The following is a 17,758-nucleotide window of genomic DNA, read 5'->3' on the forward strand; positions in this document are numbered from 1 at the left end:
CTCCCGCGGAGCGGGTCCCTCCGGGCTGCGCCCGTCACAGCGAGCCGGGTCGCTGCGCTCCCCGGCCGCTCCCGCTCCGCGTGAGCGGATGCGGCTCGCTTCGCTCACCGCCAGGCGGCACGCGCTCCGCGCCCACCGCCAACCGCAGGGCGCCCAGCCCGCGTTGCGGGCCGGGGCCGGCCTCCGGCCGCCCCGTGGCCTCCGCTGCGCTCCAGCCACACCAGGCGTACCCCCACTCCCCGTGCGGGCCAGGCGTGCCACGCTCCGCGCGGCCCACCCACGGGCCTGCGGCCCGAGCAGCAGCAAGAGGTGGGGTGCTGGCGGGTAGTCGGGCGGGCGACAGGTCGAACAGAGTTCAGAGGGGGGAGATTCGGAGAACCGAGGTCATGCTTCAAAGATAGGCCGCAGATTGAAACTGGAATGATGATGTGCCACATCGGGGTGTTCCTACACACATTCCAGATCAACCCTAAAGAAACGATAGAGGAGCCCTTTCTGGATAGCTCAATAAACGGAGCTGAGCATGGTTCGAGCCAAATCAAGCGACCATGGATGTGGTGTGGATTCAAGAAAGAAGTCACATCGATAGCGGCTGAAATGAAAAGTTGCGTCGCCTTGTCCTTCACGGACGGTCAGCGTCGGAGGCCAGGAGTCGCCTTACGAGTAGGTGTTCGTCGGCACGTGCGGCTCGGTGTTGGGTGGGTGGCTGTCGACAGGGAGGGCCAGCACCTTCAGTGACGGGAGGAGAAACTGCGCGTGTGCGCCGCCGGAGCTGCGGTTCACGTGGACCTCAGCCCACCTATATGGGAGATGTACGAAGAACGCGCTGGTCAGAAGCCTGGACTCTTCACGATCTGTCAGCTCAGTTGCTACATATCGTCGCCGGTATGTAGCAACTGGCCAGACACATCGACGCCGAGATGTCAGCCCGGCCGACAGGGTGAGGCTCGAAACGTCAGCGAGACCGACATTGTGCGGGCGTTCCGTCGAGCGGTCCGTCCAGGTGCTCGGGGGAGGAGATCTGTCCCCCCTGGGGGGACACAACACGCCGGAACGTCAGCGCGACCGACATATTTGTCGGCGTGGCTGACATACTGCTGGCGTCCATGATCAGCGAAGTGGAGAGCAGCCTCGTGTCATCCGAGCCACAGCGCCGCCGTTCCGCACCGAAGCGCGCGCCGCGCCGCCCGGAGCTGCCTCTCGATGATGAGATCCGAGCGTGGTCCAAGCCGGTTGAGCCGGTTGAGGATCTGGACTCCTTGGCCCGTCGCTACCCGCGGCGGACGGTCTCGCTCAGCGGCGAGCGCAAGTCGCTGGAGTTCTACGACACCAAGGAGCGCCCCAAGGCGTTCTCGATGGACTCCCTTGAGTTCTTCTTTCTGATCGCGCAGTACTTCCGCGAGGCCCTGCCGCTCCGGCTCATCCTGCTGATGATCGCCTGCCAGAAGGCCGGCGGGCAGATCCGGCTGACACAGGACGAGATGGCGACGGTCCTGGACGTGCACCGCGGGACGATCAACGAGGCGCTCCAGGAGATCATGGGCCATGGCATCGTCTTCAAGGTGCGCCGCGGGGTCTACCAGTTCAACCCGCCCTACTCGTACCGTGTAGCCGAGTTCATCCCGGGCACGGAGCTGGTCGAAGCCGAGTACGTGCAGGTCGACCAGGACAAGATGATCTCGAAGATCCGCAAGGATGAGAGCCTGCCGGATCTCGTGCGGTTCCCGTCGCTGGAGCACATGCGCGAGGCCATCGAGGAACTGCGGAAGACGCGGGCCGAAGAACGCGCTGCACGCCGACTTGCCCGTGCGCAGCGCCAGAAGGAGGGATCAGCCCAGTGAGCACCTTGAAGTGGGCGGCGACCAACGCCGACAGCCTGCTCGCGGACCTGGACCTGCCGCCCGCCGCGTATCGGGCGCTGCTCAAGCTGCGCGGGCGCAGCGAGGCCGGCGGACGCATCAGCATCGACCAGGCCACCCTCGGGAAGTTGCTCGGGCTCAGCCGCCCCAGTGTGAACGCGGCGCTGCGGGAGCTGGAGTTGGCCAAGCTCGTCAAGAAGGTCCGCAACGGCGTCTACCAGATCAACCCCATGCTGGCCGGCTACACCTCCCCCGAGGATGCTGAAGACGCCGTAAGGGCGATGCCCGCGGCGGACCGCCTGGACAGCAAGAACTACGTGGCGAGCTACCACAAGGCCGTCGCCGCCTACCAGGACCAGCTCGCCGAACAGCGAAAGAAGCGGGCCGCCCTCGCCGCCGCGAAGAAGGCGGCAGCGGGCAAGCGCCGCGGGGCGCTCCACGCCGTCGGCTGACCTGACACCTCGTACGGACATCGGCGCTGCACCTTCGGGTGCGGCGCCGATCGCGTGCCCGGTGTCGGCACCGACACCAGAGATCCCCGCCAAGGTGGACGAAGATCCACCCACGCGGGACCAACCGGCCCGTCACCGACCTCATTCGGCGTCGCACTCCCTCGGTAAGGGGTGCGACGCCGCTTTCGTGTGTGAGTGGGGTGTGTCAGATCCGTACGCACGGTTCCCGCTGACGGGAAACGCACAGGTCGCGTCGAGGAGCTCACCGCCGCGCGAGAGGCCGCGATGGTCGCCCACGACCAGTTCGTCGACACCGCCGCCCGCTACCTCTCCGAGGGCGCCTGACCCGCACCGGCGGGCCGCCGCGCGCAGTGTCATCGCTCTCCGGCGGCCCGACCACCACAGCCGGCCTTCCACCCCCGCCCCGATCGGAGTTCCCATGGAGCAGCAGTCGACGTCTCTCGCCCGGATCGGCACCGTCGAGACGTCGGCCCAGCGGACGCGTGGCACCGCCGGCGTCGAGGACCTGGCGGTGAGCGCCCCGACCGCGGCCGGGGCGCTCAACCTCCTCGCTGACGCCGTACGGCGCGGCGGCGCCGACCACGACGACATCGTCCAGGCGCTCGAGGCCGCCGGCGTGGACGAGGCGTTCGCCGGTGTCTTCGACGCTGCCTCCGAGCGTGTCATTGGGGCCGCGGGCGACGTCCGGCCGGGGCCGCGGGCGACGTCCGGCGCGCCTTATCACCTCGTTCGGTTACCTGCACGGCCCGCAGCCGCCCGCCCGGGCCTGCTTCGACCTGCGCCACCAGTTCAGGGACCCGCACCTGCGCCCCGAACTGCGCTACCTCACGGCCCGGGACGACGCGGTGCGCGAGGCGGTGATGAGTACCGACGGCATCATCCCGCTCGTGCACGCCATCGCCGCCACCGTCGACGCCTACCTCGCCGGGCCCTGCCAGGACGAGCCGCTGACCGTGGCCCTCGGGTGCGCTGGCGGCCGCCACCGTGCCGCGACCGTGGCGGCCGCGCTCGCCGCCGCCCTCGACGGCGACACCGCGGCCGCCGCCCCGTACCTGGTCGCCGACCTGGCCCAGCGGTACGAGGGGTGCGGCCTGGACATCGACCTCCACCACCGCGATCTCGACAAGGACGTCGTCGACCGCTGACCATCACCCCGTTCTGTCCGCCCCGCACACCACCAGGAGGAGCCCGGTGACCACCGAGCCCGAGCACACTGACCCCGTCCCCGTTCCCGACCTCACGATCCCGCTCGCCGACGCTGACGCCAGGGCGCTGGGCGACGACGTCGGACAGCTCGGAGGCCGCTGTACGCCAGCACGCCGCCCAGGGCGGCTCGTACGGCGCGCTGGCCCACTCCCTGGGCGTCGTACGGGCAACCGCGCAGTCCCGCCGCGACACCCTGCTGAAGAAGGACCCGAGCGAGATGGAGCGGTGGGCCACCGGCAGCACCAGCTGACCCGTACGGCGGCGCCGTGCAGCAGGCCGAACGACTGGTCGCGCTGCACGGCGCCGCTTCGTCACGGTACGAGGCGTGCTGCACGAGCAGCACGCCTGCGTCGCCTGGGCGTTGGCGTCGCGGCGTCAACCGCCCGGTTCCGCCGTGGCCACCCCCGGGCAGCACCGCCCTATGCCCTCCGCTGCCCGTGCAGCGGGAAGCACCAGCGCCCCGGACCGTCTGGTGGTCCGGGGCGCTGCACAGGTGCTCGGGAGGCCGCTACGCCTCCACGTACGCGACGATCGTGATCGTCCTCAGGGCGGTTACGTAGTAGATGACCCGGATCTCGTCGACCTCGTCCGTGTAGTCGCGCAGCAGGGTGCCGGTCACCTCGGTGCCGAGTTCCGGGTTGACGCTGATGGCGACGATCGCGCGATCCAGGCGGTGCGTCTCGCGCGCGCTGAGCTTCGCCAGCTGGCTGAGCGCGGGCTCCACCAGGACGACTTGGGAGCGGCGCGAGGCGTGCTCAGGCGACACGGGGCTCCTCACCGGCCAGGCGGTCCAGGTGGGCGTCGCGGGCTTCCTCCCACAGCACGCCCGTCTCCGCAGCCGGGTAGCCGTGTGCAGCAATGTCCTCCAGGACCGAAGCGAGGACGTCGACCCGGGCGCGCTGGTCGGCCGCGTAGGCGAGGACGGACGCGGCGGCGTGGTCGTCGAGGGGCTGGCGGGCGGGCGCGGGGGCCGGCTGCTGGCTCATCCGGGGCTCCTGGGCTTCTGTCTGGGGTGTGCCCCCACGGTATCGCCGGGGCGGCCCGGCGGACCCCCGTACGGACGAACCGAGGGCCCGGCGAGCAGCCCGGCCCGTGCTCAGGGCTTGATGCCCGCGGCGTGCCACGCGGTGGTCAGCTGTCCGTACGCGACGTCGAAGTCGAAGCACGGTGAGCGGTCGAGGGCGAACGCCATGGCCATGTCCCGTACGGCCGGGATGTCGAGCGCCAGGACGGCCAGCACCGTCTCCAGGTCGGCGGTATAGGTCGCGGGAGTCCGGGAGGGCGGTGAGCTTCCGTCGAAGCTGATCAGGTTCAGGACCTCCAGGAGCTCCGCAGCGTCCGGGTCGCCGTCCCGCGCGCTGCGCAGGGCCTCCAGGACTGCCCAGAGGGCATCCAGCTCGAAGGCCGGCACCACGACCAGGACGACGGCGGTCTTCCCGGCGTCCGGGTCCAGGACGTCGTCCTTGATGCGGCTGATGACGCGCTGCGCGATGCTGAAGGTGAGCGCGGGCAGGACGTACCGGTCGGCCTCTCCCTCGTCTTCGGCGACTTCGGCGGCCCTGCCGAGCAGCGCGAACACCTGCTCCAGATGGGCGGTGTCTTGGAGCCAGGACGGATCACCCGGCAGAACGCACACACGATCGGGATTCTGCTGCTGCGTCATGGCGCCAGCATGCCCACCCGAGCCCGCGCCCATCAGGAAACCCCGCACGCTGTCCGCATCGGTCAACTGTCATCGAACAGTGCGTGGTTCATGACGTGGAACGGTCAACCTCGAAGCGTTATGACCGAGAGTGAATCCGGTTGGGGGTTGTCACGCTGTCACGCTCGGGACGGGAAGGCGGGTCAGGCCCCTTCCGGCGCCAGAGAATCAACTCAAAACGGACGTTGGGGGATTGCTGTCGCGTGGCTTCACCGACGGGCGTGACAAGGAGCGTGACACCCCTGAGGTAACGCTCCGCGATCCCGTCGGCCCCGTTCGCCCGCCGGCTCGTCGAGGGAACGGGGACCCCTGGGCGGTCAGTCGCGGAGCGGCGGCCAGACGTGCGGGCTGGCGCAGTGCCCGCATACGGCGCAGCCGGCACACGCCATGCAGAACTGCCTCGGGAGGCGCGGGCACTCGCAGATCGGGTTGGAGTCCAGGTCGTCGTCACCGGGGTGCAGCGGCTCCCCTGCGGGCGGTTCGACCCAGACGCTGACCCGGCCGTCGGCGAGCAGGTGCTCGCTGATGGTGGCCGACCGCGAGTGCTCGGTCCAGACAGTCACCACCTCGTCCGGCGCGCTCACGCCCGGCCGCCCTTTACCGCGGCCGCGCTCTCGAGCCACGCCGCGAGCGCGACCGTGGCGTCCGGGTCGGCCTGCGCGAGGCGTCCGACGAAGGCGAGGTCCCCGTCGGCCGTCTCGCCGGTACGGGCGAGGGCGGTGAGCAGCGCGGCCTGGGCGCGGACTGGTACGGGCAGCACGTCGTCGGCGGCCGTACGGGCGGCCGGGTCGGCGTAGTGGCCGGAGTGGCCGGCGAGGGCCTGTGCCAGCCAGTCGTCGACCACGGGGTGGTAGTCCCCGTGGTGGACCAGGAGCTCGCGGACGGCCTCGTCCCCCGGCCGGGTCTCCACCGTCCGATCGAGTCGGCCGGCGTAGACGAGCGCGGACAGCTCGTCGGCGCGATCAGCGAGCTGCCGCTGCTCCTGGAGGCGCTGCCGTTCGGCTTCCTCGGCTCGCCGGTCGGCGGCGAGCTCCTCCTGGACGACGATGTCGCCGTCCGGGTCGTACGGGCCGCCGGCGGTGGCGAGCAGCTGCGTGACGCGCTCCCACTCCGCGACTTCGGCCGGCCCGCGCTCGTCACCGAACAGATCCTCACGGTCGCGGTCCATGTGCTGCTGGAGCTGTGCGTCCTCGAGGGCGGCCGCGGCCTCGGTGACGGTCATGCCGGTGGCGCGGCGGCGAACCGAGGAGCGGCCGGCCTTTGCCCGGTCGACCGGCGTCCGGGGAGCGCCGGCGTAACCGCGGGCCTCGGGGAGACGGCGACGCCACCTGTCGGAGGTGCTCATCAGGAACTCGCTTTCAGCTCGGAAACGCAGACACCGACCCGTCCGGCAATGCAGTCCAGCGGGCGGGCTATTCAGGTTTACAGGAGACGCGAATTGCGTGCTGCTAAAAGGCGAAGTCCAGCCGCTCCACGTCCGTGAATTTCACTCCAGGCCTGCACGGCCGCCACCGCCTTGACGGAAATAGGCGTCCGCGATGGCCTCCGCGACCAGCGAGTGCAGCTCGCTGTCCGTCGCTCCAGTCTCCTGGGCGGCGAGGATGGCGGCCGCATGGAAGGGAGCGACGGCGACGCTGACGTCCCGGACCCGGCCCGCGTCCGACGTGCCGTCGGGGCCCAGCCCGAAGTACGCCCGGCACGAGATCACGAGCCCCGCGGAAGAGGCCGCGCGCTGCCGCGCCTGTGCCCTGACCTGCGGCTGCCACTGTGATTCGGTCTCCTCCACCAGAGCGGCCTCAAGGCGCTTCCGCGGCTTCGTCGCGGCCCCGGAGCGGTAGCGCTCCACCGTGCGCCGCGAGACGCCCAGACGCTCCGCCACGGCCCGGGTGGACCCCTTGGCGCGCGTGAGAAGGAATTTCATCTGGGCCCGCGCGGATTTCGGTGCGGGGCGGGTGACCACGGCACGCTCCGCGCGCGCCAGGCCCTCCAGGATCCGTCCGGAGCGCTTCGGCTCCCCCTGCTGGATGTCGTGATCAGTCATGGGACAAGCCCACCGGGACCGTCCTGTGGACAAAGACCGGCGCCGACGGACGTCCGTACGGCCGATCTCCACCCCTACGGGTGACGGCGCCCTGGTGGGCGTCGACGAACGGCCGCTACGTTCCCGGGACTTGACGACCGATGGGGAGGACCAGGAGATGAGCGAGCGCGCCGCGTTACGGGGCTTGCGGGTCTTGATGTGGGTGGTGATCGCGGTGGAGGTGCCGGTGTACCTGGTGTGGCTGACCCGGGTGAGCTACCTCGCCGGGCAGCAGCTGCCGCCCGGCGACGTCGTACGGTGGGCGCCGCCCGTGCTCCTGCCGTCGGCCGCCGTGCTGTTCTGCGTAGGGGCGGGCTGGGTGTGGTGGGGCACGGTCGTGGCGCAGGACCGCCCGCCGCTCCGGGAGCGCTGGTTCCTCACGACCCTCGGGTTCGTCGCTGTCACCTCGGTGTACTGCGGGGTGACCGCGGTCGTCGACCCGTCCTTCTCCCTGGGCCTGCTGAGCACCGCCGTGACCGGACTCGGCATGATCGGGCTGTTCTTCATCCCGGCCGCCTCCTCCCGCCAGCTGCCCGACGTCATCCGCCGGCGCTCCCGTACGGCCTCTGGTAACACGGACTCGCAGTACGTCGCCTGGCCGGGGAAGTCTGGCGCGAGTCGGGAGTCGGCGCGCCCACCGATGTCGAAGCACTCCAGCGCACCACCATCCACCTTGAACGGCAAGCCGTCCACCTGGCCTCGGACCTCACCGACCGTACCGCCGAACTCGACGCCTCCGGGCGGCCAACCGTGAACTGACAAGGGCCATCAATCAGCGAGGGTGAACAGTCGGCAAGCCAGCGTCCCCTGTCGACCCGCGCCCCTCGCCAGGCGCGGGCCGGATCGGTGCAGTGACGCACATGGGACCAGGCGCGCGAGAGAAGGTACCCCGTACTACCTGTCGCCCAGGAGGACCGCGGGGAACCTCACTACCCCATCACTGTTGCGGGTGATCAGGCCGCTGGTGTCGTCGCCGGACAGATCCGGCAGTCCGCTGTTGGGCTTGTTGTGAGCGGTCACCCAGCTGTCAGGCCGTCCGTCGTTGCCCGCGTACCCCGTGGACGTGGTGTGCCAGCGCACCCCGGGAGTCACAAAGGTCTTCTGGAGGATGACGTCGGACTCGATGCTGGTGGTCATGCCCCGGCGAGTGAGCCAGCCGTACGAATTCGGCGGGACCGGCACCTTGATCTGGTCGGAGAAGGTGGATGACTTGGACAGATCCAGGCTCAGGGTCATGGTCACGGACGCCTTGACCAGGTCGAAGAAGCTGCCACCGGCCGTGATCGAGAGTGACGCACCGATCTTGAAGCCGATCGTGTCGCTCCACTGGATGGTGTGATCAACGGTCTGGTCGGTCTTGTTGATGACTCCGGCTCCGACGGGGTGCTCCGGACCGAAGTACATCGTCACCTTGCTCGGCCGGTAGATCAGGTAGGGCCTGATCCTCTCGTCGACCAGGAAGGCGCTCAACTGGGACTCGCTGCCTGTGGAGTAACTGGCCCAGTCGGAGGCCCCGACCTCCTTCAGCTTGGCGTCGATCTGAGTGTTGTCGGGGTGCAGATCTGTGATCTTGTCCAGGTCCACGTCGTTGGCCACGGCTCGTCGTCCTCCCGTGCACGGCCCGGTGCCGCCGATCGGCACTCACCACCGGAAGCCATTGGCTTCCCGCCCATACTCAGCCGCGCGCGCCACCCCGTAGCGCGGATCAACATCAATACACCCGTTTGCCGACGTACGGGCCGGAACCATCATCATGACGAAACCTCACAGCGGACTTTCATTCGAATCCTGAGCTTGTTCGCAACGTCCAGGTGGGGCACTCTCAGGGTGATCCGAGAGGGCCCAGCAGTGCGGCCTGGTGGGCTATGGGCGCGCGGCTGAACTGCTGAGCCGGGAAACAGATTGCCGCCAAGCAAACCGCGGCCGGTGTACCCGGTGTACGGGAGCCGTTCACCCGGGTCGCGACTGCGGTCGGTCCGCTCCTGCGCCGCTCCGACCCGGCTGTCGTCACCGCCACCGAGCGGCTGCTGAACACGCTGGCCGATGTAGAGGACACCGTGCGGCCGGGCCGTCAACGCGGCCACCGCCCGGCGGCGGCTGTTCTGGTGGGCGCGGCGGCGTGCCGTACGTGCAGGGTGATGTGGTGGCCGTCTACTCGAAGAGGAGGGCCCGCAGCCTGGCTGCGGGCCCCGAGGGATCAGCGGCGCGCTTCCCACCACACGATCAGTACGGTTACGGCGCCGCTGCCCAGCTTGTAGGCGACGCCCTGAAGGAAGTGGTGTTGGACACTCTGTTCACCGCTTCCGCGCCATTTCCGCAGGTGGCTGTGGATGGCGGCCACCCATCTGTTCAACGGGCGTGGATGTGTGTTTCGTGAATTCACGCTAGTCTCCGTAGTGGTGAAGTTGCATCTTTCTGCGTTACGGCACCACGCAAGGAGCCCTCCCAACTCAGTGGCCGTCAAACCCGTTGGGAAGCAGGGCTCCTTTCGCGTTCTCGGAGTCTATCGACGGATGTTCCGGGCGTTGTAACTCGCAGCTCTAGCACAGCGTTTGACGGGGCTTTGGATCTACGTTCCGACTACACCGTGGGTACGTTGTGGGGCGTAAAACCGCAGGTCAGAATCTACATGGTGTGATGCGCATCACTCTTTCCCGGGAGCACACCGCATGGCGCGGGAAACGTGCGCAAGACGGAAATACCTTGCGCAGCGGTACGCGCAGAAATACGGAACGCCTCACTCCCCCGCAGCTTCAATGCGAGGGAGTGAGGCGTTCGAACTGGTCGCGCCTACAGGTCGATGTCGATCCGTTCCACGTCGGTAAATTCCACGCCCAGCCCGTGGGCCCGCCGGTTGTTGTCGCGGAAGTACATCTGTGCGAGGCCGTCGGCCGTGATCTGCTGGAGCTGCTGTTCGTTGGCGCCCTGCTCCCGCGCGGTGAACAGCTGGTCCGCGAAGGCGGGCGGCAGGGCCTGGGTGATGTCGCGGATCCGGGCGTCGTCGGTCGTGCCGGCGGCGGCGGTGAACCCGAAGCGCGCGCGGGTGGAGACGACCAGGCCGTCCGTCGACGCCGCCTTCTTCCTCGCCTTCGCACGGATCTGCGGCTGCCACCGCTTCCTGACCTCACGCTCCAGGCGGCCGCGCAGCTCCTGGCGGGGCCTCTTGAGCTTGCCCGAGACGTACCGCTCCACGGTGCGCTGGGAGATCCCGAGGGCCTGGGCGGCTGCCTTGGTGCCCTTGAGCTGCTTGACGAGGTACTTCATCTGCGCCTGGGCGCTTTGCGGGATGCGGCGGGTGAACGCCCCCTCCAACGCGCGGTCCAGGCTGTCCCCGAGCGAGTCGGCCATCGTCAGCTACTCCCCTTCTCCAGCGCTCTGGTCGGTCTTGATGAGGTTGGAGATGTTGAAGACGCCGCCGCGTTCCTCGAACTGGGCTTCCGCCCACAGGACGGTCTGGGTGCCCTGGTGCTTGACCATCCCGGGCGAGACCCCGAGCCGGAAGCCGCCCGGTACCGGCTTGCCCTCGGGCGTGAGCGGCAGGACGTCCAGCGGCGACGGACCGGGCGAGGGGTAGACGATCGCGTCGGTACCGATCGCGACCGGGTACAGATCGGCGGCGGCCGCCGTCTTCATCAACTTGCGGTGCAGGCCGACCCTCTGGTTCGCCAGCACGGCGGCCCGGATGTCGGGGCGCCACGTCTCCCGCTTCAACGCCGGGTACTCCTCGTAGTACGGCACCTGGCCCCGGGAGCGCTGGCGGAGCTTGCCGATGCCGCCCTTCGCCGTCGCCTTGATCGCGGTCTCCAGCAGCGCCATCGTCGGGTCGGCCTGCTTGCGCCGCGCCATCGCCTCGAGGAACTCGCTCCCGGTGAGGTCGGTGGTGACGCCCATGTCGGCCATCGTCTGTACGTACGCGTCGCGCAGCCGCTTGTACCAGGAGTCCAGGTACCGGCCGCTCTGCGTACGGACGTACGCCTCGAGCGGCGAGACTGCGAAGCCGAGCTCCACCGCGTACGCGACGGTCGGCGTGGCGTACCACGCCGGCCCCGTCGGGCGGTCGCCCTTGGGGGTGAACGGGCTCGGGAGCAGCTCGCCGTTGACCGTACGGCCGGCGACGTCCACGCGGGACAGGTCGACGTGGCTCAGGTCGACCAGCCACGATCCGGGCAGGCCCGCGTCGAAGACCGGGTTCGTCAGGTGGGTCGGCCCGTTCAGCCCGACCGTGAGCCCGTTCGCGGCGGCGGCGAACGACATGTTGAGGTCGATCGTGACCAGGTACCGGTTGGCGTAATCCTCGTCGGTCAGCGGCCGACACCAGTCGTACGGCTCCTCCATCAGCATTTCTGCCGGGGTCCGCAGATGGTGGCGGGCGAACTTCCCCTTGAGGATCGGGTGTTCGTCGACTACCTCGCACTCCACCACGGGGTAGAGCTGGGTGAGTGCGTCGTCGTTGAGGGCCCGCTTGAATTCGCCGGTGACCGGGTCCTTCTCCGCGCGGGTGGGCGGGCGCAGCGCGACCATCAGCTCGAGGCCGGTCGTCGCGGTGGTGCCGCGTGGCGTCATCACCCGGGCCGCGTACAGACCGAGGTAGCGGGCGAGGTCGGCCGGATGCATCGTCAGCAGCAGCTGCGGGTCGTCCTTCCGGCCCCACTCCCGGGTGTCCAGCGCGTTCCAGGGCAGTACGCACAGCTGGACGCAGCGGCGCCGGGAGCCCTCCGGGTCGCGGTAGAGGCGGGCCCACGGCCCGAGGCCGCGCTGGGTGAGTTGAAGGCCGGCCTTCCCGATCTGCTTGAGCACCTTGTGGCTGTCCGCGAGCCGCCCCGTACGCCGCTCCTCCTCCGACAGGCCGGCGGGCAGCCCGTAGCGCTCCAGCGCGGACGCGGTCAGGATCAGGATCGGGTCGGCGTCGCGGCCGTTGCGGTGCAGCCGGCCCTGCCCGAGCCGGGCTTCGGCCAGCGTCCAGTCGACCAGCGCCGGGATCGTCTTGGCTGGCACGTCGAGGACGAGGCCGCCGACGCAGTACGCCGACACCTGCCCGTCCTCGTCGGCGTCGACGACCGCCAGCGGACCGTTCTCGAAACGCGGGTCTACGGCCGCCGGGGTGACCGGCCGCGCCGCCTTCTTCGCACCCGGGCGCCGCGACGACGCCGACGGCCTGGCGGTGCCGCTCGACTCCGCCGTACGGGACGGCTGCGCGGCGGCCGCCGCCGGGACCGGCTCCAGGGCGGGGCCGGTGAACGCCTCCGGGACCACCCGCACCGGGGCAGCAGCCGGCTCTTCCGGGACCGGGGCGGGGAAGCGGGCGGCGAGCCCCTCCAGCAGCCGGGCGTACGCGGCACGCTTCGGCGGCCGCGGCTCGGTCCGCCCCGCCTCCCAACTCCCCACCGCCTCCCGGCGCGCACCCAGCGCCGCCGCGATCTGCGCCTGACTCAGCCCCGACGCCTCCCGCAGACGCTTCCGCTCCGCAGGAGCAGGTAGGTCTTCGTGCGCGACCTGCCCCAGCAGCGCATCGACCGCGCCGAACAGCTCGTTCTCAGTGGACACAGAGGTCACCTCCACTAAGAATCATACCCCAATCGCGCTTCAATCGCTCACCATTCGCTCATGAGGAACGCATGAATCGCGCACTACGAGGCGGTCGGCGTGGTGCGCTGGAGGTGCAGAGGCGGCGTCAGCGGAAGCCGGAGCCCTGCCACCTCCCGAATGTTCAGCTCGCCGGCTTCTGCCCGGCGCAGTAGCTCGCCCGCGTTCTTCAGCGCCATGACGACCCGGGTGCGCAGGCGGGGGTGGAAGGGCATAGCGAGCGGCACGAGGGCCGTGATGGCGGCCAGGTTCGGGATCGATTTGTTGCGTAGCTCGTCGACGACCCGGTTGAGGGCGTAGCCGAGCTTGGGCGGCAGCTGGATGCGGGAGCGCTGGAGCGAGGACAGCAGGAGCGCGAGCATGTCCTCGTACGCGGTTCGCAGGGCCCTGATGCCGTCGTACGACACGATGTCGGCGGAGAACAGACCGCGGCCGCGTTCCAGGCGTTCGAGGATGGCCTTGAGCATCTTGAGGTCGAGGTCGCCGGCGTAACGCAGGGGCTGGTCCACCCGGGCCAGCAGTTTGCCGCCTTCGACGCCTTCCCTCCAGGAGAAGCTGCTCAGGAGGTGAAACCATGCTTCCTGGCTTCGCAGTGAGTAGACGCCGCAGCCGATGAGGATCTGGTAGAGGATCTTCGCCTTGAGCGGGCGCGCGCCGCGCAGGACGGCCCCGTACGTCACGTGGGAATAGCCGGGCGCTTGCCGGGCGAGGGTGCGATGGCTGAGTCCGTTGAAGTCCAGTAGCGCCTTCAGGAGTTCGCGCAGTTCTTCCTCGTCGACAGTGTGCGGCGGGGTGAGGTTGCCGGTGGCCTCCCAGCGGTTCATGGCCTGACGGCACAGGTCACCGGAGAACCCGGCGGCGGCCAGGCGCAGGCTTTCCCAGCGCGCACTCCAGCTCTCGGGGTTGCCGCCACAGGCCAGGATGTAGCCGTTGACGGTTGCCCAGGTGGGCAGTTTCTTGCCCGCGTGGGCGTTCGACAGCGTCGCGGTGGACAGCCCGCTGTGTTGGGCCATCAGCGCCAGCGGCGGGTCGCCGGCCCCCTTGCGCAGCGCCTGGAGGTCGCGGGCGAAGGCCACCAGTGGGTCGTTGGTGCTGGGCAGTTGCTTCATGGGACGGGCCACGGCGTCCATCTCCTTTCCGAGCCCGGAACAGGACCGGGGCCCATCGGTGAGACGGGCCCCGGCAGGGCATCGGGTCAGAGCAGACGCTGACGCAGTTCGGCGGCGAGCAGACCGCCGGCCCCCAGGATGGCGAGGGCCTCTTCCAGTTTCATCCCGCGGGCGAGCAGGACGAACAGCGCGGCCAGGAGTATGACCAGCAGGAGTAAGGAGACCAGCGGCGAGGACTTGGCAGTGCTCGCCGGGGAATCGGCGCACGGCCCGTTCTGCGCAGCAGAAACGGGCTCAGGAAGAAAGAAAGACAAGGAAGTTGACTCCCAACAGGAGGCGGATGGTCAGCTATCGGTCCGGAACTTGGTGCTCAAGTGCCTTGCAGGGCACAGGACTTCACGCCAGTGGTTGCAGCCACAGGCGCCAGCGAAGCCCACGCTACCCACGTTTACGCATGACAATGCCGATTCAGTTCCCATTGGAGGCAAGGTGTAAATAAAGAGCCGCCCTGTTATTTAGGAGCTGGAACGGAATTATTCACAGGATGGTTCACCGTCGGGTTGAATAACCTCTCGATCCGGCATCCTTGTTGCTATAAGTGCAGGTCGGATGGCAGAGGCAGACTTAGTTAGCATTTAGTTGGCATCTAATTGCCTACATCTCCTTGCCGGGACTCACTATCCCCCCCCATTCTTGAACTCGTTCACACGTGCGCGTGCACACGTGCGGCCCGCGGGTCGCGCACGTACGCGTACAAGAGAGGCGCAGGTCCAACGGTCCGGACACGCACCGCAGAACGCAGGAGGCCCCGTTGCAGCGGGGCACCTCCGCAAGGTGGCACGGCCAACAGGTCAGCCACTGGACTTCCTTCCACCCGACGATGACGACTCTCGCGGGCCGAAGGACGTACGACAAGATGCAGGGCCCGGCGGATCTCCGCTGGGCCCTGCTGCCATTTCACGCCTTGCAACGGCCGACCAGGCGAGCCGCACCCGTCATCACAGCGTCGGCTCATGCCACTTCGCCTTCAGCCTGCTGTGCGGGTGACAGGTCGGGAACGGTCTGTCAGCTCTCTCGGCGCGGGCCCGGCGCAGCGCGGGCGGCCTCGTTCACGGCGGCCTGGCGGCGGTGCAGGGCGGGGGCCTGCCCGATCGGGACAACGGCCGCCTACCCGACATCGTCCCGTGGTTGACCGGTATCGGTCTTGAAGGTCATGCATGTGCGCCAGAGAATTCGGAATGCGCCCACGAACTCCGGAAACGCCTTTGATGTGAAAGGGATCATCGTGAAGGTAATAGGACGTGTTCTGAGCAGCGTGGCAATGACGGTGGCGTTGGCTGGCGGTATGTCTGTCGCTGCCCAGACAACGGCGGTGGCTTCCAGTGAGCCCGTCACCACGCAGGCGGCGGACACCTGTGCCTACCCATATGTGTGTTTCTTCAAGAACGGCGTGAAGATCGGCCAGTTCCAGGATGTCACCACTACCTGGCAGGACCTGCCGTCCCGCCCGTCCGGGCCCGGGCTGGTGGTTCAGAACACCCGCAACGACGATGTCGCCTACATCCGCTGGTCCGGCGGTGCCACGGCATGCATTCCCCCGAAGAGTAGCTTCACCGTTTCCGGTGGAACACTGACAGGGGTACGGATCTCCAGCGCTGCCACCTGCTGACAGGTGCAGCTACGACGATGGGCCCGCCCCCGGGTAAATTCCAGGGGCCCATCGTCGTTGTGGTGAGCCCAATGCCGCCGCCCACTCCAGCCCGAGGCCGGCGAGCGCGAGCTTGTCCGCAGCGGCCGGGAGCTCCCAGGCCTGCTCGGTGACCAGCGCGCCGAGGCGCACCGTACGGACCGGCCGCGGCTTCTGCTTCGCCCTTTGGCTGCCGCCGTTCTTCCGGGGCGCCTCCATCGCGGCCCGCAGCGCCACCCGGGCCAGGTCGACGCCGGACGCCTCGCCGCCGCTCATGCCTGCACCCAGGTGGTGTAGCCCAGGTCCAGGTGCCCGAGTCGGTCAGGCGCTGCACCTGGGCGACGAACGCCCGGGGTGAACAGGCGCCGGGCCGAGGGCTCGCCGTACCGGTCGATGTGGTCGACCACCACCTGGTGGTCGGCGGCGGCACGGGTGCGCCAGTCCAGGACCTGCTCCCGGGTGAGCTCCTCGAGGACGAGCTCCTGGTCGTCACCGACATCGACGAACTCCGGCTCCGGAGCGGGGTCGATGATGCGGCTCGTGCCGTTCACGAGCTGTGGGTGGGGCGCTTCCTCCGTGCGGTGAGCGGTGTCCGTGCCGCGATCATGGCGGTGACTTTTCCGGTGTCCGTGCCGGTGAGGGTGGCGATCTTGTCGATGGTGAAGTCGAGGTTGTCGTACATGAATCCGGCGTCTTCCGTACGGCTGGGGTGTTCGCCGGCGCGCAGGGCGACGAAGGCGGTGAGCCGTTCCCATGCGTACGCGGCGGGGCTCGGCCGCCTCATGGTGGCCGCCCATTCGGTGGCGATGAGGCCGAGGACGTGGGTGACGGCTATCTCGGCTTCGGCGGTGGGCAGGCGTGCTTCGGCGTAGGCGAGGTACCCGGGCCGGTGGAGGTCGCAGAAGGCGCTGAACGCGGTGGACAGGGTGGCCAGGTGGTGGGGGCGTCTCATGGGTCCTTCCTGCGACGGTCAGCCGAACGCTTCGGCGCGGACGGTGGAGGCATGGGTGCGGGGGGCGGCGCGGGCCGCGTCCCACAGCGGTTTGATGTCCTCGGGGTGGCTGGTGAGCGCGGCGGCCAGCCTGCGGGTGACCGTCCATTCCGGCAGGGCCGGCCCGTGGAAGGCCGCGCGCAGATCGGTGTCGTGCATCGCGCCTCTGACGAGCGCCAGGAGCGCCTGGTCGTCGGGGTTCCCGCTCGCCAGGCGCAGTGCTTCGAGGTAGTGGCGGAAGTTGGTGGCGGCGTTCCCGGGGTTCAGGAGGGAGGGGTTCAGGCTTCCCATGGCCGTCTGGTAGAGCGGTTGGAGGGTGTCGGCGGTGATGCCGCTGTGGTCGCAGATCGCTTTGACGTGGTTCCAGGAGACGGGGCGCTGGCCGCGCAGGAGGCGTGAGACGTAGGAGGGGTCCACGCTCAGGGCCTTGGCCAGTGCCGCTTGTGTGTGGCCGCTGGTGGTGTGGAGGTGGGAGAGCGCGGCGATCAGGCGCCGGGGCGCGGAGCGCGGGTCGTCAGCGCCTGAGGCGGTTGGGTTCTTCCCCGCGGTGGCGCTGCGGGCGATGGCGTCGCAGGCCGGGGCGTGGTCGGCGAGACGGCGGTCGACCTCGGCGGTGGAGTACTTCTTGCGCAGGCGCTCCGGGCTGAGGTTCAGGTGGGAGTACAGGTATCCGTTCCTCGTGCCGATGGCGCGGCCGTAGCCGACGGCGGAGGCCGCCAGGTCCTCCCCCAGGTTCGCCAACTGCTGGCTGATGGTCAGGATTTCACCGGGGTCGAAGGTCGGTTGGGCGGCCAGCGCGGTGAGCCGGTCGCTGAAGTCGCTGATGTGGTCGGCGGCGTCCTGTACGGCGTGGTGGTAGCGGGCCGCGGCGTTCCGCGGCGGTCGAGGTGGCACAGGCGGTCCGATACGTACGGGTGTGTTCATGGATGCCTCTTTCGGGGGACGCGGGCCCGTGGGGGGTGGTCACATATGACCGAAGTCGCCGCGCACGGCCCGGCCGGGCGGGGAGCGGGGCCCGGTGGGGCGGCGCTCGCGCCCGGGCCGGAGCCGGACAGGCGGGGTGGGGCG

The 17,758-nt window shown here is 69.2% G+C and carries 20 protein-coding genes and 1 pseudogene; 6 read left to right on the forward strand and 15 right to left on the reverse strand.

Going from position 1 to position 17,758, the window contains the following annotated elements:
- The first annotated feature begins 1,082 nt into the window (after nucleotides 1-1,082).
- The 4 genes from ACIODU_RS31735 (at nucleotide 1,083) to ACIODU_RS31750 (ending at nucleotide 3,477) form a co-directional block, all read left to right on the forward strand.
- Nucleotides 1,083-1,841, forward strand: coding sequence for a hypothetical protein (locus ACIODU_RS31735; RefSeq protein WP_401772197.1), 759 nt, complete (start codon nucleotides 1,083-1,085; stop codon nucleotides 1,839-1,841).
- The gene (locus ACIODU_RS31740; protein WP_356430598.1) at nucleotides 1,838-2,311 is read left to right on the forward strand and encodes a helix-turn-helix domain-containing protein; all 474 of its coding nucleotides are present in this window, start codon (nucleotides 1,838-1,840) and stop codon (nucleotides 2,309-2,311) included. Before ACIODU_RS31735 ends, ACIODU_RS31740 begins: the two co-directional genes overlap by 4 nt.
- 195 nt (nucleotides 2,312-2,506) lie before the next feature.
- A complete protein-coding gene (locus ACIODU_RS31745) occupies nucleotides 2,507-2,656 on the forward strand; it encodes a hypothetical protein (protein ID WP_401772200.1) in 150 nt (49 codons plus the stop codon).
- A 335-nt stretch (nucleotides 2,657-2,991) separates the two neighbouring features.
- On the forward strand, nucleotides 2,992-3,477 hold the full coding sequence (locus tag ACIODU_RS31750; RefSeq protein ID WP_401772203.1) for an ATPase: 486 nt from the start codon (nucleotides 2,992-2,994) through the stop codon (nucleotides 3,475-3,477).
- A 569-nt stretch (nucleotides 3,478-4,046) separates the two neighbouring features.
- On the opposite strand, the gene ACIODU_RS31755 is transcribed toward ACIODU_RS31750, so the two are convergent.
- From ACIODU_RS31755 to tpg (ACIODU_RS31780), 6 genes and pseudogenes are all read right to left on the reverse strand, one after another.
- Nucleotides 4,047-4,304 (reverse strand): hypothetical protein, encoded by a 258-nt coding sequence (locus ACIODU_RS31755; protein WP_356430587.1) that lies wholly within the window; start codon nucleotides 4,302-4,304, stop codon nucleotides 4,047-4,049.
- Entirely contained in the window at nucleotides 4,294-4,524 is a 231-nt protein-coding gene (locus ACIODU_RS31760) for a hypothetical protein (RefSeq protein ID WP_356430585.1), read from the reverse strand. The genes ACIODU_RS31755 and ACIODU_RS31760 overlap by 11 nt, the downstream gene beginning before the upstream one ends.
- Before the next feature lie 110 nt (nucleotides 4,525-4,634).
- Complete coding sequence (locus tag ACIODU_RS31765; protein ID WP_401772207.1) at nucleotides 4,635-5,201, reverse strand: hypothetical protein; 567 nt, start codon at nucleotides 5,199-5,201, stop codon at nucleotides 4,635-4,637.
- Nucleotides 5,202-5,557: 356 nt separating this feature from the next.
- Nucleotides 5,558-5,824 carry a hypothetical protein gene (locus tag ACIODU_RS31770; protein WP_401772210.1) on the reverse strand — a complete coding sequence of 89 codons (267 nt, stop codon included), beginning with the start codon at nucleotides 5,822-5,824 and terminating at the stop codon, nucleotides 5,558-5,560.
- Complete coding sequence (locus tag ACIODU_RS31775) at nucleotides 5,821-6,585, reverse strand: hypothetical protein (protein WP_401772212.1); 765 nt, start codon at nucleotides 6,583-6,585, stop codon at nucleotides 5,821-5,823. Before ACIODU_RS31775 ends, ACIODU_RS31770 begins: the two co-directional genes overlap by 4 nt.
- A gap of 103 nt (nucleotides 6,586-6,688) precedes the next feature.
- A pseudogene (gene tpg, locus ACIODU_RS31780) lies at nucleotides 6,689-7,281 on the reverse strand (telomere-protecting terminal protein Tpg).
- A 130-nt stretch (nucleotides 7,282-7,411) separates the two neighbouring features.
- Between tpg (ACIODU_RS31780) and ACIODU_RS31785 the strand changes: the two are divergent.
- A complete protein-coding gene (locus ACIODU_RS31785) occupies nucleotides 7,412-8,074 on the forward strand; it encodes a hypothetical protein (RefSeq protein WP_401772214.1) in 663 nt (220 codons plus the stop codon).
- 140 nt (nucleotides 8,075-8,214) lie between these two features.
- Here the strand turns inward: ACIODU_RS31785 and ACIODU_RS31790 are convergent, their stop codons facing one another.
- The 5 genes from ACIODU_RS31790 to ACIODU_RS31810 form a co-directional block, all read right to left on the reverse strand.
- Nucleotides 8,215-8,916: a hypothetical protein gene (locus tag ACIODU_RS31790; RefSeq protein WP_401772217.1), complete on the reverse strand. Its 702-nt coding sequence runs from the start codon at nucleotides 8,914-8,916 to the stop codon at nucleotides 8,215-8,217.
- Nucleotides 8,917-10,110: 1,194 nt separating this feature from the next.
- Nucleotides 10,111-10,668: a telomere-protecting terminal protein Tpg gene (gene tpg / locus ACIODU_RS31795; protein ID WP_401772220.1), complete on the reverse strand. Its 558-nt coding sequence runs from the start codon at nucleotides 10,666-10,668 to the stop codon at nucleotides 10,111-10,113.
- A 6-nt stretch (nucleotides 10,669-10,674) separates the two neighbouring features.
- Nucleotides 10,675-12,864 carry a telomere-associated protein Tap gene (gene tap / locus ACIODU_RS31800; RefSeq protein ID WP_401772222.1) on the reverse strand — a complete coding sequence of 730 codons (2,190 nt, stop codon included), beginning with the start codon at nucleotides 12,862-12,864 and terminating at the stop codon, nucleotides 10,675-10,677.
- 83 nt (nucleotides 12,865-12,947) lie between these two features.
- Nucleotides 12,948-14,024 carry a hypothetical protein gene (locus ACIODU_RS31805; RefSeq protein WP_401772224.1) on the reverse strand — a complete coding sequence of 359 codons (1,077 nt, stop codon included), beginning with the start codon at nucleotides 14,022-14,024 and terminating at the stop codon, nucleotides 12,948-12,950.
- 74 nt (nucleotides 14,025-14,098) lie between these two features.
- Complete coding sequence (locus ACIODU_RS31810) at nucleotides 14,099-14,326, reverse strand: hypothetical protein (RefSeq protein WP_401772226.1); 228 nt, start codon at nucleotides 14,324-14,326, stop codon at nucleotides 14,099-14,101.
- Between the two features lie 1,007 nt (nucleotides 14,327-15,333).
- Here ACIODU_RS31810 and ACIODU_RS31815 point away from each other — a divergent pair.
- A complete protein-coding gene (locus ACIODU_RS31815) occupies nucleotides 15,334-15,681 on the forward strand; it encodes a hypothetical protein (protein WP_401772420.1) in 348 nt (115 codons plus the stop codon).
- Between the two features lie 9 nt (nucleotides 15,682-15,690).
- Here the strand turns inward: ACIODU_RS31815 and ACIODU_RS31820 are convergent, their stop codons facing one another.
- Genes ACIODU_RS31820 through ACIODU_RS31835 form a run of 4 tightly spaced genes read right to left on the reverse strand, consistent with a single transcriptional unit; the run spans nucleotide 15,691 to nucleotide 17,614 of the window.
- On the reverse strand, nucleotides 15,691-15,975 hold the full coding sequence (locus tag ACIODU_RS31820; protein WP_401772228.1) for a hypothetical protein: 285 nt from the start codon (nucleotides 15,973-15,975) through the stop codon (nucleotides 15,691-15,693).
- The gene (locus ACIODU_RS31825; RefSeq protein ID WP_401772231.1) at nucleotides 15,972-16,250 is read right to left on the reverse strand and encodes a hypothetical protein; all 279 of its coding nucleotides are present in this window, start codon (nucleotides 16,248-16,250) and stop codon (nucleotides 15,972-15,974) included. The genes ACIODU_RS31820 and ACIODU_RS31825 overlap by 4 nt, the downstream gene beginning before the upstream one ends.
- Nucleotides 16,247-16,651, reverse strand: coding sequence for a hypothetical protein (locus ACIODU_RS31830; protein WP_401772234.1), 405 nt, complete (start codon nucleotides 16,649-16,651; stop codon nucleotides 16,247-16,249). Before ACIODU_RS31830 ends, ACIODU_RS31825 begins: the two co-directional genes overlap by 4 nt.
- 18 nt (nucleotides 16,652-16,669) lie before the next feature.
- Nucleotides 16,670-17,614: a helix-turn-helix domain-containing protein gene (locus tag ACIODU_RS31835; protein ID WP_401772236.1), complete on the reverse strand. Its 945-nt coding sequence runs from the start codon at nucleotides 17,612-17,614 to the stop codon at nucleotides 16,670-16,672.
- Nucleotides 17,615-17,758: the final 144 nt, after the last annotated feature.

Origin of the sequence: Streptomyces sp. NPDC088261 (assembly GCF_044740805.1) — a bacterium.
In the GTDB taxonomy this organism is placed as follows: Bacteria; Actinomycetota; Actinomycetes; order Streptomycetales; family Streptomycetaceae; genus Streptomyces.

What these genes read in the sequence shown, in the direction of transcription:
- ACIODU_RS31775 (WP_401772212.1), bottom strand. Translation starts at nt 6,585, where the DNA reads ATGAGCACCTCCGACAGGTGGCGTCGCCGTCTCCCCGAGGCCCGCGGT.
- ACIODU_RS31835 (WP_401772236.1), bottom strand. Translation starts at nt 17,614, where the DNA reads ATGAACACACCCGTACGTATCGGACCGCCTGTGCCACCTCGACCGCCG.
- ACIODU_RS31760 (WP_356430585.1), bottom strand. Translation starts at nt 4,524, where the DNA reads ATGAGCCAGCAGCCGGCCCCCGCGCCCGCCCGCCAGCCCCTCGACGAC.
- ACIODU_RS31820 (WP_401772228.1), bottom strand. Translation starts at nt 15,975, where the DNA reads ATGAGCGGCGGCGAGGCGTCCGGCGTCGACCTGGCCCGGGTGGCGCTG.
- ACIODU_RS31815 (WP_401772420.1), top strand. Translation starts at nt 15,334, where the DNA reads ATGACGGTGGCGTTGGCTGGCGGTATGTCTGTCGCTGCCCAGACAACG.
- tpg (WP_401772220.1), bottom strand. Translation starts at nt 10,668, where the DNA reads ATGGCCGACTCGCTCGGGGACAGCCTGGACCGCGCGTTGGAGGGGGCG.
- ACIODU_RS31765 (WP_401772207.1), bottom strand. Translation starts at nt 5,201, where the DNA reads ATGACGCAGCAGCAGAATCCCGATCGTGTGTGCGTTCTGCCGGGTGAT.
- ACIODU_RS31830 (WP_401772234.1), bottom strand. Translation starts at nt 16,651, where the DNA reads ATGAGACGCCCCCACCACCTGGCCACCCTGTCCACCGCGTTCAGCGCC.